Consider the following 16,681-nt stretch of genomic DNA (forward strand, 5'->3'; position numbering starts at 1 on the left):
ATCACATTCCATGCCAGAAAATTTATTCTTGTTTTTCAGTAAGTTGAAAACAACATAGTCATAAAGACACGGCAGCGTTTATAGTCATTACGACCAGATGGAGTCATTATGACCGCGACCTCCCTGCTAACGTCACTGCTGCCACTGGTGGCAGACCTCTCCCGCGAGCTGCCGGAGGGCGAGCGCTACCGCCGCTTGCTCGGCGCCCTGCGCGCCCTGCTGCCGTGCGATGCCGCCGCGCTGTTGCGCCTGGATGGGGATTGCCTCGTGCCGCTGGCGGTGGATGGCTTGAGTACCGATACGCTGGGGCGCCGGTTCCGCATCAGCGAACACCCCCGCTTCGAGGCATTGCTAGGCAATCCGCTACCCACTCGCTTTGCAACCGACAGCGACCTGCCCGACCCTTACGATGGGCTGGTCGAAGGCTTGGACGAGCATCTGGAAGTGCATGACTGCATGGGTTGCCCGCTGTTCGTCGATGAGCAGCCCTGGGGCTTGCTGACGCTGGACTCGCTGGACCCGGAACGCTTTGAGCCTATCGACCTGAGCGCCTTGCAAGCCTTCGCCAGCCTCGCCGCGGCCACGGTCAGCGCTGCCGAACGTATCGAGCGGCTGGCCTTGAAGGCTGAAGACGAGCATCACCGCGCCGAGGTCTATCGTCAGGCGAGCGGCCAGCAGCATCGCGACATGGTCGGCCAAAGCAAGGCCCACAAACGCCTGGTGGAGGAAATCAAGCTCGTGGGTGGCAGCGACCTGACGGTGCTGATCACCGGCGAAACCGGGGTCGGCAAGGAATTGGTCGCCCAAGCCATTCACGCCGCCTCCAACCGTGCCGACCAGCCGATGATCAGCCTCAATTGCGCCGCCCTTCCGGATACCTTGGTGGAGAGCGAGCTGTTTGGCCATGTACGCGGTGCTTTCACCGGTGCCACCAACGACCGTCGGGGCAAGTTCGAACTGGCCGATGGCGGCACGTTGTTCCTCGATGAGGTGGGCGAGCTGTCCTTGACTGTCCAGGCAAAATTATTGCGCGTCCTGCAAAGTGGGCAGTTGCAGCGCCTGGGCTCGGACAAGGAACACCGCGTCGACGTGCGTCTGATCGCGGCCACCAATCGCGACCTCGCCGAAGAAGTGCGCAACGGCCGTTACCGGGCCGATTTCTATCATCGACTGAGTGTGTACCCGCTACAGGTGCCCGCGCTGCGCGACCGCGGACGCGACGTGCTGCTTCTTGCCGGTTTTTTCCTCGAGCAGAACCGTTCACGCATGGGCCTGGGCAGCCTGCGCTTGACCAGCGACGCCCAAGCCGCACTCCTGGCCTACGATTGGCCTGGCAACGTGCGCGAGCTGGAACACCTGATCGGTCGCAGCGCGTTGAAAGCTTTGGGCAACCATCCGGTACGACCGAAAATCCTCAGCTTGAGCGCCAATGACCTTGACTTGCCCCATGCCGCGCCGGAAGACCTTCCTACCGCCCGCCCGGCATCCACTTGCACGGTGCCGGTGACAGGGGATTTACGCCAGGCTACGGAGAACTACCAGCGGCAGATGATCAACGCCTGCCTGGAACGCCATCAGCATAACTGGGCCAGCGCGGCCCGTGAGCTGGGCCTGGACCGGGCCAATCTGGGACGAATGGCGAAGCGGCTGGGCTTGAAGTAGCGACACGCCCGCCCTGGTAATCGGCCATCTATGGCTTTCGCCCTAAAGCCTGCCCTCAACACGTCGATAACCCGTTATCAAAAGCTGTCTTGGCGATGTTCGCGCTCGCCCCACCTTTTCAACAGAAGGTTTTTATGTCCTCCAACAAAGCCCGCGCAGATTCTCTTTCGCTTCTGCTCTTTACCTTGCGCAGCGGCAAGCTGATGGCGATCAACCTGCTCAAGGTCAGTGAAATCATTCCCTGTCCGCCCCTGACCAAGCTGCCGGAGTCGCATCCGCACGTCAAAGGCATCGCCACGCTGCGCGGGGCATCGTTGTCGGTGATCGACCTGAGCCGTGCCATTGGCGAGCGGCCGCTCGAAGACCCGGACGGCGGCTGTCTGATCGTGACGGACGTCAGCCGCTCCAAACAAGGGCTGCACGTACAGGCGGTGAGCAAGATCGTCCATTGCCTGACGACAGACATCAAGCCACCGCCCTACGGCTCTGGCGGCGTACGGGCGTTCATTACCGGCGTGACCTCGGTGGATGGCACCTTGGTGCAGGTGTTGGATATCGAAAAAGTCATCCACGGCATCGCCCCGGCGCAAATCGAGACAGCGCCGACCGAGCTGAGCATGGAAGACGCCGAAGTGCTCGGCGATGCTCGAATTCTGGTGGTCGACGACAGCCAGGTCGCGCTGCAACAATCGGTGCATACCCTGCGCAACCTGGGCCTGCAATGCCACACCGCACGCAGCGCCAAGGAAGCCATTGACTGCCTGCTGGAACTGCAAGGCACCGCGCAGGAAATCAACCTGATCGTTTCGGATATCGAGATGTCGGAGATGGATGGCTACGCCCTCACCCGGACCCTGCGCGAAACGCCCGATTTCGCGCATATCTACGTGCTGCTGCACACGTCGCTCGACAGCGCGATGAACAGCGAAAAAGCCCGGCTGGCCGGCGCCAACGGCGTACTCACCAAGTTCTCTTCGCCCGAACTGACCAAGTGCCTGATCACGGCGGCCAAGGCCGTTGCCGAACAAGGTCGTTGATTTCACCGGCGCCGATCGCAGGTTTCGTTGTCGCTTTTAGGCACAACGAGACCGCGATCAGCCTCGATAACAGCCCTCTCTTGCAACCTCAGGCATACTCCTGTTTTGGCATCCCAGTACAAGGATTTTCCTGATGAAAGCCCCTACCCTGATTCTTCTCGCCCTGGCCGCGGTGTCTTCGCAGGTTCATGCATCGAGCTCCGATGCCTGGGCCGCCTACGACAAAAAAGTGCTCGCCAGCTGCGTCAAGGCCAGTGGATTGAAGAACGCCGAACCGGTCGGCACCGCCGCTCAATTCGACGACCGGGTCGGCTACACCGCGCTGTTGCTGCAAGGCCAGTACCCTCAGAAACACATGAACGGCGCCACCGGCACCGAGCTGTGCCTTTACCGCAAGAAAACCAAGACCGCGGTCGTGACCGAATGGGACTCGATCCGTCCGGCCGGTCCTGCCCGGTGACTGGCGCATAATTTGCTACGCAGGGCTCAGCCGGCGTTTTTCCGACGCCTTCCAGCCTTCCCCATTCGGTCAGTCAATGAACACAACGTTTTCCTGTGTAGGGTGTGGTAAATGCTGCACCGGTCACCACGTCTCCCTGACGCTCGACGAGGCGCGGATGTGGGCCAATGATGGCGGCCAGGTGATCGTCCTGGCCGAGGCCTTCCTGCCCAATGGCCTCGGCTTGCCGGTGGCTCAACGCGAACATGCCGAACGCCGTTCCACCGTCGTGCGCAGTGGCACGAGCGAAGCCCTGGTGGCGATCACCTTCGCCGCTTATAACGCTGGCCCCTGCCATAACCTGGACGCCGACAATCTTTGCCGTATCTACGAACGCCGCCCCCTGGTGTGTCGTATCTATCCCATGGAAATCAACCCGCATATCTCGCTCAATCCCGCCGCCAAGGATTGCCCGCCGGAGTCGTGGGAAACGGGCCCGAAGTTAATCATCGGTGGGGAGCTGGTTGACCAGGAACTGGCCGGGCTGATCGCTCGTTCACGCCAGGCCGATCGTGACGAAATCGGCACCAAGGCGCGCATATGCGCGTCCCTGGGCATCCACACCACTGCGCTGAAAGGCGACGGGTTTACCGCGTATCTGCCGGACATGGCGGCCTTTGCCGCCGCTATCGACCAGGCCCGTTTGCAGCCACTGGAGCAGCAAGCCGAGTGGCAGTTCCACTTGTCGGGAGATGATATCGCCAGCCAGGTCACGGCCAGTGGCGCAAGCGTGGTCACCGAGGCACCGGTCAATTACGCCTTCATTTCCCTGCGGGCCGCCTGATTTCGTAGAGACTACCAGTGGGAGCGAGCTTGCTTGCGATGGCGATATCTTTGCCAAGCTCTCGGTGCCTGATGCACCGCGTATCGCGAGCAAGCTCGCCCCCATAAAGGACTTGCGCTGCTGCGATTACTCTCCGCCTCTCGCCTAACCCGCGCCAAGAATGTTAGCGTGCTTGGTATCCCATGCAGAGAGCCTTGCACGATGAAAAAAACCGTACTTGCCTTCAGCCGTATCACGCCTCCCATGATCGAGCGCCTGCGACAGGACTTCGACGTGATCGTGCCCAACCCATCGAACGGCGACATCAACGCGCAGTTCAACGAAGCCCTGCCCCACGTCCACGGACTGATCGGTGTCGGTCGCAAGCTTGGCCGCGAGCAACTGCAGAACGCGACGAAACTGGAAGTGGTTTCCAGCGTGTCGGTGGGTTACGACAATTATGACCTGGCGTATTTCAACGAACGCGGGATCATGCTCACCAATACCCCCGACGTGCTCACTGAAAGCACGGCCGACCTGGCCTTCGCCCTGCTGATGAGCAGCGCCCGCCGCGTCGCTGAACTGGACGCCTGGACCAAGGCCGGACAGTGGCAGGCGTCAGTCGGGCCGCAGCTGTTCGGCAGCGACGTGCACGGCAAGACTCTGGGCATCGTCGGCATGGGCAACATTGGCGCGGCCATCGCCCGGCGTGGTCGACTGGGCTTCAACATGCCAATCCTGTACAGCGGGAACAGCCGCAAGGTTGATCTGGAAAATCAGCTGGGCGCACAATTCCGCTCCCTGGACCAGTTGCTGGCCGAAGCGGACTTCGTCTGCCTCGTGGTGCCCTTGAGCGAGAAGACCCGTCACCTGATAGGCCAACGCGAGCTGGCCCTGATGAAACCGAGCGCTATCCTGGTCAACATCTCCCGGGGCCCCGTGGTGGACGAGCCGGCGTTGATCGAAGCCTTGCAGAACAACCGCATTCGCGGCGCCGGGCTGGATGTCTATGAAAAAGAGCCACTGGCCGCTTCGCCGCTGTTCCAGTTGAAGAATGCGGTGACTTTGCCCCATATCGGCTCGGCCACTCACGAAACCCGCGAGGCCATGGCCAATCTCGCTGTGGAAAACTTGCGCAGCGCCTTGATGGGCGATCGACCGGCGAACCTGGTCAACCCGCAAGTCTGGAAATAAACACACTCCCAGGCCCGCCCCAGCGGGCCTGCATCCTTGCCCGCTCAGCGGGCACCCAAGGCAACCTTCATAGCGACCGGGCGCACTTTGCGAAACACCAGCACATTGCCCAGCATCACGAACAGCAGCCCAACCAGCGCTGGCGCCGTCCATTGATAGCCTTCGGCGAATGCCGAGACGTTCAGCGCCACCACCGGGAACAGGACCGTGCAATACGCTGCTCGCTCTGGCCCCATGCGGCCGACCAAGGTCAGGTAGGCGGTAAAACCGATGACCGAGCCCGGGATCACCAGGTACAGCAGCGAGCCGACATATCGCACGTTCCATTCCATGTCGAATGGTATGCCGTTGAACAGGCACCATACCGCCAGCATCGTCGCCCCATACGCCATGCCCCATGCATTGGTGGTCAACGGCTTGAGGCCGGCCTTCTGTTGCAGGCTCGAAAGCATGTTGCCCGCCGAGAAACACAAGGTGCCCAGCAGCGCCAACCCCAACCCTAGCAACGTCTGCGGGCTTGCGCTGTGGCCAGCCAGTTCCGGCCAGAACAGCAGCCCCAACCCCAACAATCCCAAGGCTCCGCCCAGCAAGACATTACGGGCGATCCGCTGGCCGAAGAACACCCGGGCATTCAGAGCGTTCCAGAGGGTTGCGGTGGAGAACACCACGGCGATCAGCCCACTGGGAATCCACTGGCTCGCGGTGAGGAAACACATGAAGTTGACGCAGAACAGGCACAGCCCCTGCGCAACGCAAATCAGGTGGCCGCGCCGGTTCATCACTTGCAGGCGCCGGCTGAGCAACAGCATTACAAACAGGATCAGCGCTGCAAGACCGAAGCGGTAGACAATCGACACAGGGATGGCAACGACGCCTAGCTGCAACTTCAGGGCGATCCAGGTAGTGCCCCATATGAGCACGGTGAGCAGATACAACGAAAGGTTCATGACGGTAACTCCTGGCATTGGCCTCCAGTGTCATGCCGACACCTGCCCCGCGCTTGCGCAAACTTGCGGTTTTTAGCGGTGACGGGCTGGCACTGGGCTTTCGACAGAGTAGGATGCAAGCGTTGGAGAACCGATCATGGCCACGCTGCAAACCCTACAAGTCTTCCAAGCCCTCAACAGCTCGCCCAATGCTCGCCTCGAGCACAGCGCCGAGCTCGGTGACGGCATGGCGGCTGCCTTGTGGAGCAATCATCACGACGCCCGGGATTACGAGGCGCCGACTCACCATACCCTGTCATGCTACATCGCCGGTGGCACCGGTACGTTTCGTCGCGAGCGGCCCGATACCACCGGGGCGCCGGGCAAGCTCTGCGTCTTGCCGGCCGGGCATGAGTCGGCTTGGGTCATCAATGGCGATATCCGTCTTGCCCATCTGTATTTCAGTTCCGAACAATTTGCCGTCGGTTGCGTCACTTTGCTCGACCGCGAACCCCGGCAGGTGCAGTTGCACGAGGCGACCTTCCTTGACGACCCACAGCAAGCGCGGCGCTTTCATCAGTTGATCAGCCTGAACTGGGAAGAGCCCGCCGAACGCCTGCTCTGCACCAGCCTGGCCCACGACCTGCTCGGTCATCTGCTGCTCAGCCAGGTCAGCCCGCGCCAGGGGCTGCGCTTGAAGGGAGGGTTGGCGCCTCATCAACGGCGTCTGCTGGTGGACTACATCGACAGTCATCTGGGCGAGGCCGTCAGCCTTGGGCAACTGGCAGCCCTGTGTGCCTTGTCCGAATACCATTTCGCCAGGATGTTTCGCGAGAGCTTCGGGCTCCCGCCCCATCAGTATCTGCTGGCGCGGCGCCTTTCACGGGCGCGACACCTGCTGCGCACCACCCCACAGCCGTTGGGCGACGTGGCGCTGGCCTGCGGATTCGCCAGCGCGAGTCATTTCGCCAATCGCTTTCGCCAGTCCCTGGGCGCGACGCCCGGAGAATATCGGCAGGCATTTTTGCGCTGAACGTAAACGGGCCTGCGATTGCAGGCCCGTTTTCAGTCAGACGTCTCGATAGACGGAAGGATCAGCCGTTGAGCGCGGCTCGTTCGTTTTCCAGGAATTCTTCCTCCAGCATTGCATCGGCCAGGGCAATCGATTCTGTCTGGCCATTACTGGCGCCACGCTTGCCGCGTAATTTTCCGAACAGATGCTCCAGCTTATGTTCCAGCTTGGTGGCAGCACCTTCGATGGCAAGTTCCAGCGATTCAGCCTTGTGTGTCACCGAAATTGGCTGATGGCCTTTTGGCCGGGCTTCAAGCTGGCATCGCAAATCGTGGGGACCAGGCTTGTCGCCGTTCTCATCCCCCAAATGAACCTCGACCCGTGTCAGGTCTTCTTCGTAACGTTCGAGCGTGCTTTCAATGGTAGTACGTACCCACTCCTCCAGTCGGATGCTGCTTTGAATATGGTTATCGCTGTTGACTTGGATTTGCATAGTTCATCCCTTATTTCGGCTAGCTCGCCAGGGGCCCATCGACGTTAGCGCAACGGCCCCTTGAATACAGAGTCGGGCTGGCAGCGGAACAATTCAAGCCCCAAAAAAAGATAAATATTCATTTGCAAATAAAGCCGGACAATCGCCAGAAGCGCTGTTAATGTCGGGAGTTGCCTCGCCCCGTATCCCTCCCGACAATCCTCTCTTTAGCCTGCACCGCAAGGGAACATCCGCCCCTAGTTGCCCTGAAAAGGGCTACGCCCAGACCTGCATCGCAGAGCATTCGCCCGCCCGCCCCCCGGCTCATTGGTCCGAAGTTATTCCGGCATGCGCCTTGCAAACTTCATGGCGGAGCTGCCGCCGGCGGGGATCTACCGATCCATCGCCCGCCCGGCCCCTCGATTGCTGGATGAACACGAACATGGAATGGCCGACGGTCCGGTGTTGCGAACTAATCCCGATCAAGGCCGGTCAACAACTGCACGTTCAATCAGGCGGTGACGCATCATGGACAATCCTTTTCAGATCATTACGGACGCCTTCGCGCCGCAATACCAAATCAACTTGAGCATCCAGGGCCTGGATGGCAGCATCATGCTGACCCTGTCCAAGGGCGGGCGCATCGTCGCCAAGCGCATGATCAGCGCCCAGCAACGCAACGATCCGGAACGGCTTCGACGCCTGGTGCAAAGCATCCAGTTCGGCATTGCCATCGAACAGGGCCATAGCGCCGTAGCGATTCTCGAGGCCATGACCGGCGGCGACAACATCAAGGTGCCACCACCGCAATCACAAGGCCCGGCACCCTCCGCTGTCGGCGTTTAGATCTCGCCTTTCTCAACCTCCGAATGCTCGCTGGAACCCGCACCGATCTTGCGGTGCGGATGTTCGATCTTTACCGACGGAAACTGCGACGAGGCGTAGCGCACCACCAGAATCGCAAACGCCAGCAACAAAATGCCGCCGCACAGGTAGATGATTCCCAGGTCCGGCGGGCTGTGGTGGGAGACGTTGGAAATCAACAGCCGCGTCAGCGCGGTGATTGCCACGTAGATCAGGAAACGCACCGGCATGTGGTTGGTCTTGAAGTAAATCCCGACCATTGCCCCCAGTTCCAGATAGATGAACAACAGCAAGATATCGTCGATCTTGATGTGCCCCACCTCGATCATCTGCATAAACTCCATCACCGCCGCCCAGGCGGTCACCGCACCGATGGCGAACAACGCCAGGTAATGGAACGTCTCGACGAACAGGTTGCCCAGGGATTCGGCCAGTTGATGCACGTTCTGGCGCAGGTTCTCGGCCCAGTTGATTTTCACGATGTAGTTTCCTTAGGTCGACTCGACCGGATGATGCGGGATGGACGTGACGGTTTTCTGCATGCAGAAAAAAGGCCATTGTCAGAGATGAGATGGCGATGGGCTGGTATTCGACACGTGCCGACCTGAATCGGCCATGCCGAGCACCAACATGGCGTGCGCGACAAGTCTGGAAACCGGTCTACATTAAAAAGCCACTACCCAAAGGGAAAGGATTCGCTTATTCTTTGCCCTGTATATAAATACAGTAGTCACACAGACAAACCAATGTGAAGGCATGTGAGGTGGTGAATGGCCGTCGAAGTGGTATACCGCAGCAGCCGAGATCTGGAGCGCTTGTTCATGGATAAAGCCGAAGCTGACCGTCATGACAAAATGCTGGAGCTCGCTGAATTGCTGGCCGAGGTGTTGCAAAAAGCCGTTCCATCGCTGAGCGAGCAACAGGTGGAGGAAGCAGGAATCTACATGGCGAAGAATCGCGATGTATTCGCCAAGGCATTCAAGAGCCAGCCGGACGCCCTGTCCGAATTGCTCAATCCGTCGGACGAATGAACCAACAGATCGCAGCCTTCGGCAGCGCGTGCATTAGATATTCCATGCACACGCTGTCGAAGGCTGCGATCTTTTTTTATCGGTACAACAAACGCTCCGCCAATTCGTCGGCCACTCGGGCCGGCGAGCGTTTTTCCGCCTGGGCGTGGGCGTAGACTTCCGTGAGCCGCGCACCGATCTTCGACAGGTGCGCGGTGATGGTTGGCAATTCTTCACCGCGGTGCTTCAGGGCGACGTAGATCAGGCCGCCTGAGTTGATGACGTAGTCCGGGGCATAAAGGATCCCGCGCCTTTCCAACTGATCAGCGACTTGCAGATTGCTCAATTGATTATGAGCCGAGCCCGCCACCGCCGAGCAGCGCAGTTGCGCCACGCTGTGGCTGTTCAACACGCCGCCGAGACCGCAGGGCGCCAGGATGTCGCAAGGGGTACTGAGCAAGGCATCGTTGGCAATGGGGTGGGCGCCCAATTGTTCCATTGCCAATTGGACCTTGCCGGGATCGATGTCGCTGACCAGCAATTCCGCGCCCGCTGCGTGCAGTTGTTCGGCCAGGGCATAACCGACATTGCCCAGGCCCTGAATGGCAACCCGCAGGCTCTCCAGGTTATCGCTGCCCAGGCGGGCCATGGCCGTGGCACGGATGCCGGCGAAAACGCCCATCGCCGCGTGGGGCACCGGGTCTCCCGCGGCGGTGGTGCTGGTGACATGACGGGTCTGCTGGGCAATACAATCCATGTCGGCCACGGACGTGCCGCTGTCGATGGCGGTGATGTAGCGTCCGTCCAACTGCTCGATGCAGCGCCCGAAGGCTTCGAACAGTGCGGCCCGGCTGTCGACATGCGCCGGACGCATGATGACCGCCACTCCCCCACCCACCGGCAAACCAGCCAAGGCGGCTTTATAGCTCATGCCTTGGGCCAGGCGCACCGCATCCGCCACGGCACTTTCGTCGTCGGGGTAGGAAAGATAACGACAGCCACCCAGGGCAGGCCCCGGACGGCTGCAATGAATGGCAATCACCGCCTTCAACCCGGTTGCCGGGTCTACGCTCAAGTGCAGCGATTCAAGGCGGGAGCTTTGCATGAGAGCAAACATCGACAGGCTCCCGAATCACTTTTGTCTGTTTCGCCAGTATAGGCGCGCGGTCGAAATTTGCTGGAGCACGCCGGAATAAGCCCAAGTGTCGCGCAGCTTTTTAGGCATAACCTGTTACTGCGTATTTGCGAGACTGGACGAAAAGCCACGGCAGAGCTAAAACGAGGCATAGTCCGGAGACTGTGATGAAGCCGCGCCAAGCCTTTTTTGACTGTCTGCACCGTTCCCCACCGGCGTTATTCGAAGCCGCGCTATGGATTGCCGCCGAACACGATCGAGAAGTGGACGTACCGGCGTTGCTGCAGATGTTTCAGGAGCTGCAACGGCACGTCAGCCATGGCCTGCCCATGCTGCCGGCCAGCGAACTGGGCCAACCGTTGCTTCGACGCCTCAATGACCTGGGTTTCGCACAGGACGACTCCGCCCCGCTACGCCCTCGCGCGGCGTTGCTGGACAAGGTCCTGGCGCGCAAGCACGGCCAGCCGCTAGCCCTGGGCCTGATAGCCTTGGAACTGGCTCGCGGCTTGGAAATCCCGCTGGCGGGCGTCAACTTTCCCGGCCACTTCCTGTTGCGGGTGCCCGGCGCCGATCATCTGCTCGACCCATGCGGTGGACGTCGGTTGTACCCCAACGATTGCCGGGAATTACTGCAACGCCAATATGGCCCGAACCTGCAGCTCAAGGCTGAACATCTGGTCAATGCCCAGCCGATGCAAATGCTGCAACGGTTGTCGCGCAACCTGCGGCAATTGCATCTGGCCAATGATGATTACATTGCGGCACTGATCGACGCCGAACGCGTCTTGGAAATGGGCAACGCCAACGCCGCCGACTACCTGGCGCGCGCCAGCCTCTATCAACGGCTCGACTGCCCCAACGCCGAACGTTTTGACCTTGAGCATGCCTTGATGCTCAGTGAAGATCCAATTCAACGGCTGCGCTTGACCGAGCGACTGGGGCATCTGCCGCCCAATTCGATTGTGCATTGAACGGGTTTTTTGAATCTTGATGATTGTTGTATCGCCATCGCCAGCTCCAACGAAGGGCTTGGGTCTGGCGCGCCCTGTGTGGCAGCGAGCTTGCTCGCGACGGCGATAGGCCGACTTATGCCAAATCAGGCAGGGGTATCGGGCTGGTTCGCCGGATGCGCCCGCTTAAAGGCCTCATGCCCAGCCGCCAACGCCGCGACACGGCGGATTCGCGGGTAGGCTTGCAATGAAACATTGAACCGCTCGGCGGCGTACAGCTGCGGGATCAGGTACACATCCGCCACGCCAGGCAATTCGCCGAAACAGTAGCCGTTGTCACCAATCAATTGCTCCACCGCCGTCAGCCCCTGGCTGATCCAGTCCGCGATCCACTCAGTCACCTGCGTTTCATCGTGTCCCCATTTGCGCAGCTTGTTGAGCACGCTGACGTTGTGCAGGGGATGGATATCGCAACCGATCAGCGCCGCGACGCCACGTTCATGGGCGCGGGTCGCAAGGTCGCCGCTGAACAGCGGCACCTGTGGATAACGTTCCTCCAGGTATTCGATGATGGCCGGCGATTGCACCAGCAGCGCCCCCTCATCGGTGCGCAGCGCCGGTACCCGCCCCTGTGGATTGATTGCCAGGTACGCCGGCTGGCGATGCTCGCCCCCCGGCGCGGCGATCAGGTTGACGGGCAGGGCCTGGTAATCCAGGCCCTTGAGCGCCATGGCAATACGCACCCGGTAGGACGAAGTGGAACGGTAATACGTATAGAGCTCCATTCCCATGCCTCACCGTGCCGACAGGATCTTGCCGCGGCACTCGCCGAAGCCGATGGACGCGACGCCCTCGCGGCTGCAACGGGCGCGCAGGATGATTTCATCGCCATCTTCCAGGAACTTGCGGACTTCGCCAGATGCCAGTTCGATCGGCTTCTTCCCGCCCTCGGTGATTTCCAGCAGGCTGCCAAACTGACCGCTTTGCGGTCCCGACAGCGTACCCGAGCCAAACAGATCGCCCGCTTGCAACTGGCAGCCGTTGACGCTGTGGTGCGCAACCATTTGCGCCACCGTCCAGTACATGTATTGGGTATTGCTCAGGGTCAGTCGATGAGCCGGCAGCTTCTGCTCACGCATGGCTTCGGTCAGCAGCAGCACTTCCAACTCGATGTCGAACGCCCCTTCGGCCTGGTCACGTTTGTCCAGCAAGTACGGCAACGGTTGCGGATCGCCCTCCGGACGCGTTGGCTGCGGACGGCGGAACGGTTCGAGGGCTTCGGCGGTCACGACCCATGGCGAGACACTGGTCAGGAAGCTCTTCGACAGGAACGGCCCCAGCGGTTGGTATTCCCAGGCCTGGATATCCCGGGCCGACCAATCGTTGAGCAGGCAGAAACCGGCAATGTGCTCGGCCGCGTCGCCGATGGCGATCGGCTCGCCAAGGTCGTTGCCTTTGCCGATCCAGATCCCCAGTTCCAGCTCGTAGTCCAACCGCGCGCAGGGGCCGAACGTTGGCTCGGCCTGCCCAGCCGGCAAGGTCTGGCCCTTCGGGCGGCGTACATCGGTGCCCGACGGCCGGACCGTCGAGGCACGTCCGTGGTAACCGATGGGAACGTATTTGTAGTTAGGCAGCAGCGGATTGTCCGGCCGGAATAGCTTGCCGACATTTTGCGCGTGCTCAATGCCGACGTAGAAATCCGTGTAGTCGTTGATTTTCGCCGGCAGGTGCATCTGGCAGTTCGCTGCCAGTGGCAGCAGCTTTTCACCCTGGGCCACGATCTCGTCCCGCCGAGGGCTGCCCTCGCGCAGCAACTCCAGCAACTGTTCACGCAAGGCAACGCGTGCGCCACGGCCGAGGTCGAAGAACGCATTCAACTGGCCGTCTTCCATCGCCAGGATGGCTTCGCCCGCAGCGCCGTCGAACAGGCCTGCTTGCAGCGCCGCCTGCAAGTCGAAAATCCGATCGCCGATGGCAACGCCGCTGCGCGGGGATTCGCCAGCCGGACTGAAAATACCCAGCGGCAAGTTCTGCAAGGGAAAGTCGGCATGGCCGTTGGCGGAGTCGACCCAGCTACGGGTGGATGAAACGTGAGTCATGGATTATCTCCGGGTCGGGTCAAAGGTGACCGGCAACGAGGCCCAGCAGGCATCGTAGTCCGTTTGCAATTGTGGGCAGTCCAAGGCGAAACGGCTCGGGCGCAGCACTTGGCTGGTCTCGAACATGAACGCCATGGTGTTGTCGATTTTTGCCGGTTTGAGTTCGGCATTGATGGCCTTGGTGCAAGTTTCGCCGTCGGGACCATGGGCGCTCATGCAGCTGTGCAGCGACGCGCCTCCCGGCAGGAAACCTTCAGCCTTGGCATCGTAGGCGCCCTGGATCAGCCCCATGAATTCATTCATGAGATTGCGGTGGAACCAAGGTGGACGGAAGGTATTCTCGGCCACCATCCAGCGCGGCGGGAAAATCACGAAATCGAGATTTGCCAAGCCATGGACGCTGGTGGGCGACGTCAGCACGGTAAAAATCGACGGGTCCGGATGGTCGAAGCTGACCGTGCCGATAGTGTTGAAACGGCGCAGGTCATATTTATATGGCACGTTGTTGCCATGCCAGGCCACCACGTCCAACGGGGAATGGTCCAGTTCGCAGGTCCACAGCTCCCCGAGAAATTTCTGGATCAACGTAGTGGGTCGGGCGAGATTTTCGTATTGAGCGACCGGCGACAGGAAATCCCTCGGGTTAGCCAGGCCATTGCTGCCGATGGGCCCCAGGTCCGGCAGGCGCAACGGCGCACCATGGTTTTCGGCGATATAACCGCGAGCCTGGGCGTCGAGCAATTCGATGCGGAATTTCAAGCCACGGGGCAACACGGCGATTTCCAAGGGCGCCAGTTCCAGCACGCCCAACTCGGTGGCAATCCGCAACCGCCCTGATTGCGGCACGACCAGCCATTCGCCGTCGGCATTGAAGAAAACCCGCTCCATGGAACGGTTGGCCCGGTAGTGATAAATACTGATGCCAGCCGGTTTGTCCGCGCCAGCGTTGGCGGCCATGCGCACCAGGCCATCAATGAAATCGGTCGGTTCGCCGGGAATTTCGAGGGGGCTCCAGCGCAGGCGATTCGGCGTGACCTCGCCCAGCGGGCCGCCGGCCAGCTGATGTTCCAACCTGGTAAAGGCCGGATGGTTGGCCGATGGCCGGATGCGGTACATCCAGGTTCGCCGCGCTTCGCTGCGGGCCATGGTGAAGGCGGTACCGGAAAACAATTCGGCATACAGCCCGTACGGCGCTTTTTGCGGCGAGTTCTGGCCAACCGGCAAGGCGCCAGGCAGCGCTTCGCTGGAAAATTCGTTACCGAAGCCAGACTGATAAAGCACGTCCGACGGCGTGGAATCGAGGTTCATGGAGCCTCCTGAGATGCGGCCCGTCACTCAATGAAAAACTTGAGGCGTACCGGGTTGTTTTTATCGTAATCCAATTACGCACAACGTAATTTGCTCGGCGACGACCGTCAAGCTATAAAGACGCCCATTCGCCCTACGGACCCGAACCTCCATGGAAAACCCGCCCGGCAACGGTAAACAGAAAGTCCGCTCCGCTGAGGTCGGCACCGATATCCTCAAGGCCTTGGCCGAGCTGTCGCCGTCCACGTCGCTGTCGCGCCTGGCCGAACACGTGCAAATGCCCGCCAGCAAGGTCCATCGCTATCTTCAGGCGTTGATCGCCAGCGGATTTGCCGAACAGAACACAGCCACCAATCACTACGGCCTGGGTCGCGAGGCCTTGCGCGTGGGCTTGGCGGCGTTGAATGGCATGGATGTATTGCAGGTGGCAGCCCTGCCCTTGGCCGAGTTGCGCGATGACTTGAACGAAACCTGTTTCCTGGCGGTATGGGGTAACCACGGTGCAACGGTGGTGCGGATCGAGCCCGCCGTGCGGGCCGTGACCGTGGTGACGCAACTGGGCTCGGTACTCCCTTTGCTCAGCTCATCCACCGGGCTGGTTTTCAGCGCCTATCTGCCGGAGCGCGAGACCATCGAGTTGCGCGACCAGGAAGTACGCGCCACCCACGGCCATGTCCTGGCCGACGAGCAGGCCTATGCAACGCTGTGCGAACACATCCGCAATCGTGGCCTGCATCATGTGCATGGTTTGCTGATGCCCGGAGTGGATGCGTTGTCCGCACCCGTGTTCAACGCCATGGGCGACGTCGCGGCGGTGATCACGATTGTCGGCCCGACATCGCTGTTCCACGCCGATGAGAACGGCCCGGCGGCGCAGCGCCTGTTGGCGGCGACCCGGGCCGTAAGCTGGCGAATGGGCTACGAGGGCGCCCCGGGATCAGCCCAGCAAGTGCGGCACGATCCGGATCAGTAGGTCGTTGAGGTGGCCAGTGGTCAGCTGCGGATGAGCGTGCCCGGCTTCCCCGCTGAAGGCCACCGTGTACACGGCCTGATGGTCGCCCTTGGCATGAAAGGGAATATTGTCATCATCGAAGTGAGCCAAGAGATAGTCCGCCAACTTCTGCGATGAGGTTATCACCCGGCCGCCAAGACCGTCGGGCGCAAAACCGGTGACATAGGTTTCATTCAGGTCGATGCCTGGCAGGTGGTCCTTCAGGATCGACTCAAGGTCCGCAACGGCGAGTGACTTCAGGCCAGGCCGGGATAGATCCATCGACGGACCGTCAGTCAGGCTGGAGACGATATCGATGACGATCCTCTCAAAGCCGATCACGTCCAATCCCTTGATCCGATCCTCAGCGGCGAAAGAATAACGCTTGCTGAAGACTTCACTAACACCTTGGGTGTAGTGAGGGGCAAGTTGTTTTTCAACGCAAGCCAGCGCTTCATCAAACAAGGTGACGGAAGAAACCACCTCGGCGCCAGAAACATCAGTCAGCGTGTTCAAATAACTGTTGTGGGGATTGACTTCCAGCCCTTCCAGGGCCTCTCCCAATAACACCTGCACAGCGAAGTCCACTCGCGTTTTCTTGAGGGCGACAAGCCTTTGCGAATGTGAAGCAAACAATGGAGCGTACATAAAACTTCCTTGTTCTGTATCGAATCAAACTTCCCGTTCGATTCTTGAATTGACGACACTCGTTACAGTGCCGGGGCAGCTGAACTTCAGTCGAACCAACTTCAGCCCGGA

General features: G+C 60.5%; 18 protein-coding genes. 10 read left to right on the forward strand and 8 right to left on the reverse strand.

Annotation, left to right across the window (positions count from 1 at the left end; all coding sequences use genetic code 11):
* The first annotated feature begins 108 nt into the window (after positions 1-108).
* From norR to M1D68_RS20925, 5 genes are all read left to right on the forward strand, one after another.
* Complete coding sequence (gene norR, locus M1D68_RS20905) at positions 109-1,662, forward strand: nitric oxide reductase transcriptional regulator NorR (protein WP_434560569.1); 1,554 nt, start codon at positions 109-111, stop codon at positions 1,660-1,662.
* 134 nt (positions 1,663-1,796) lie between these two features.
* Positions 1,797-2,699, forward strand: coding sequence for a chemotaxis protein CheV (locus tag M1D68_RS20910; RefSeq protein ID WP_420765465.1), 903 nt, complete (start codon positions 1,797-1,799; stop codon positions 2,697-2,699).
* A gap of 133 nt (positions 2,700-2,832) precedes the next feature.
* Positions 2,833-3,159 (forward strand): hypothetical protein, encoded by a 327-nt coding sequence (locus M1D68_RS20915; protein WP_420765466.1) that lies wholly within the window; start codon positions 2,833-2,835, stop codon positions 3,157-3,159.
* 76 nt (positions 3,160-3,235) lie between these two features.
* Positions 3,236-3,982: a YkgJ family cysteine cluster protein gene (locus tag M1D68_RS20920; RefSeq protein ID WP_457968175.1), complete on the forward strand. Its 747-nt coding sequence runs from the start codon at positions 3,236-3,238 to the stop codon at positions 3,980-3,982.
* Positions 3,983-4,183: 201 nt separating this feature from the next.
* Complete coding sequence (locus tag M1D68_RS20925) at positions 4,184-5,155, forward strand: 2-hydroxyacid dehydrogenase (RefSeq protein WP_420765468.1); 972 nt, start codon at positions 4,184-4,186, stop codon at positions 5,153-5,155.
* Positions 5,156-5,199: 44 nt separating this feature from the next.
* Here the strand turns inward: M1D68_RS20925 and M1D68_RS20930 are convergent, their stop codons facing one another.
* A complete protein-coding gene (locus M1D68_RS20930) occupies positions 5,200-6,102 on the reverse strand; it encodes a DMT family transporter (RefSeq protein WP_420765469.1) in 903 nt (300 codons plus the stop codon).
* A gap of 136 nt (positions 6,103-6,238) precedes the next feature.
* Between M1D68_RS20930 and M1D68_RS20935 the strand changes: the two genes are divergently transcribed.
* Positions 6,239-7,114: an AraC family transcriptional regulator gene (locus tag M1D68_RS20935; RefSeq protein ID WP_420765470.1), complete on the forward strand. Its 876-nt coding sequence runs from the start codon at positions 6,239-6,241 to the stop codon at positions 7,112-7,114.
* Between the two features lie 61 nt (positions 7,115-7,175).
* Here M1D68_RS20935 and M1D68_RS20940 read toward each other — a convergent pair whose 3' ends face one another.
* Positions 7,176-7,586 carry an HPF/RaiA family ribosome-associated protein gene (locus M1D68_RS20940; protein ID WP_039591615.1) on the reverse strand — a complete coding sequence of 137 codons (411 nt, stop codon included), beginning with the start codon at positions 7,584-7,586 and terminating at the stop codon, positions 7,176-7,178.
* Between the two features lie 507 nt (positions 7,587-8,093).
* Here M1D68_RS20940 and M1D68_RS20945 point away from each other — a divergent pair.
* Positions 8,094-8,411 carry a DUF3509 domain-containing protein gene (locus M1D68_RS20945; protein WP_420765471.1) on the forward strand — a complete coding sequence of 106 codons (318 nt, stop codon included), beginning with the start codon at positions 8,094-8,096 and terminating at the stop codon, positions 8,409-8,411.
* On the opposite strand, the gene M1D68_RS20950 is transcribed toward M1D68_RS20945, so the two are convergent.
* Positions 8,408-8,908, reverse strand: a complete 501-nt coding sequence (locus M1D68_RS20950; RefSeq protein WP_434560577.1) for a phosphate-starvation-inducible protein PsiE — start codon at positions 8,906-8,908, stop codon at positions 8,408-8,410. The two genes, M1D68_RS20945 and M1D68_RS20950, sit on opposite strands and share 4 nt — an antisense overlap.
* A 291-nt stretch (positions 8,909-9,199) precedes the next feature.
* On the opposite strand from M1D68_RS20950, the gene M1D68_RS20955 reads away from it, so the two are divergent.
* The gene (locus M1D68_RS20955; RefSeq protein WP_003205410.1) at positions 9,200-9,460 is read left to right on the forward strand and encodes a YebG family protein; all 261 of its coding nucleotides are present in this window, start codon (positions 9,200-9,202) and stop codon (positions 9,458-9,460) included.
* 76 nt (positions 9,461-9,536) lie between these two features.
* Here the strand turns inward: M1D68_RS20955 and M1D68_RS20960 are convergent, their stop codons facing one another.
* A complete protein-coding gene (locus M1D68_RS20960) occupies positions 9,537-10,556 on the reverse strand; it encodes a Glu/Leu/Phe/Val dehydrogenase dimerization domain-containing protein (RefSeq protein WP_457968180.1) in 1,020 nt (339 codons plus the stop codon).
* Between the two features lie 185 nt (positions 10,557-10,741).
* Between M1D68_RS20960 and M1D68_RS20965 the strand changes: the two genes are divergently transcribed.
* A complete protein-coding gene (locus tag M1D68_RS20965; RefSeq protein WP_457968181.1) occupies positions 10,742-11,545 on the forward strand; it encodes a SirB1 family protein in 804 nt (267 codons plus the stop codon).
* A 125-nt stretch (positions 11,546-11,670) separates the two neighbouring features.
* On the opposite strand, the gene maiA is transcribed toward M1D68_RS20965, so the two are convergent.
* The 3 genes from maiA to hmgA are packed head-to-tail and all read right to left on the reverse strand — an operon-like array spanning position 11,671 to position 14,931.
* Entirely contained in the window at positions 11,671-12,309 is a 639-nt protein-coding gene (gene maiA, locus M1D68_RS20970; RefSeq protein WP_457968183.1) for a maleylacetoacetate isomerase, read from the reverse strand.
* A gap of 9 nt (positions 12,310-12,318) precedes the next feature.
* Positions 12,319-13,623 carry a fumarylacetoacetase gene (gene fahA, locus M1D68_RS20975; protein ID WP_457968185.1) on the reverse strand — a complete coding sequence of 435 codons (1,305 nt, stop codon included), beginning with the start codon at positions 13,621-13,623 and terminating at the stop codon, positions 12,319-12,321.
* Positions 13,624-13,626: 3 nt separating this feature from the next.
* The gene (hmgA, locus tag M1D68_RS20980) at positions 13,627-14,931 is read right to left on the reverse strand and encodes a homogentisate 1,2-dioxygenase (RefSeq protein ID WP_457968187.1); all 1,305 of its coding nucleotides are present in this window, start codon (positions 14,929-14,931) and stop codon (positions 13,627-13,629) included.
* A gap of 151 nt (positions 14,932-15,082) precedes the next feature.
* Here hmgA and M1D68_RS20985 point away from each other — a divergent pair, with 151 nt between their 5' ends.
* Positions 15,083-15,904, forward strand: coding sequence for an IclR family transcriptional regulator (locus M1D68_RS20985; protein WP_434675870.1), 822 nt, complete (start codon positions 15,083-15,085; stop codon positions 15,902-15,904).
* On the opposite strand, the gene M1D68_RS20990 is transcribed toward M1D68_RS20985, so the two are convergent.
* On the reverse strand, positions 15,869-16,570 hold the full coding sequence (locus M1D68_RS20990) for a hypothetical protein (RefSeq protein WP_457968189.1): 702 nt from the start codon (positions 16,568-16,570) through the stop codon (positions 15,869-15,871). The genes M1D68_RS20985 and M1D68_RS20990 overlap by 36 nt on opposite strands.
* Positions 16,571-16,681: the final 111 nt, after the last annotated feature.

Source organism: Pseudomonas sp. R4-84 (assembly GCF_054130985.1).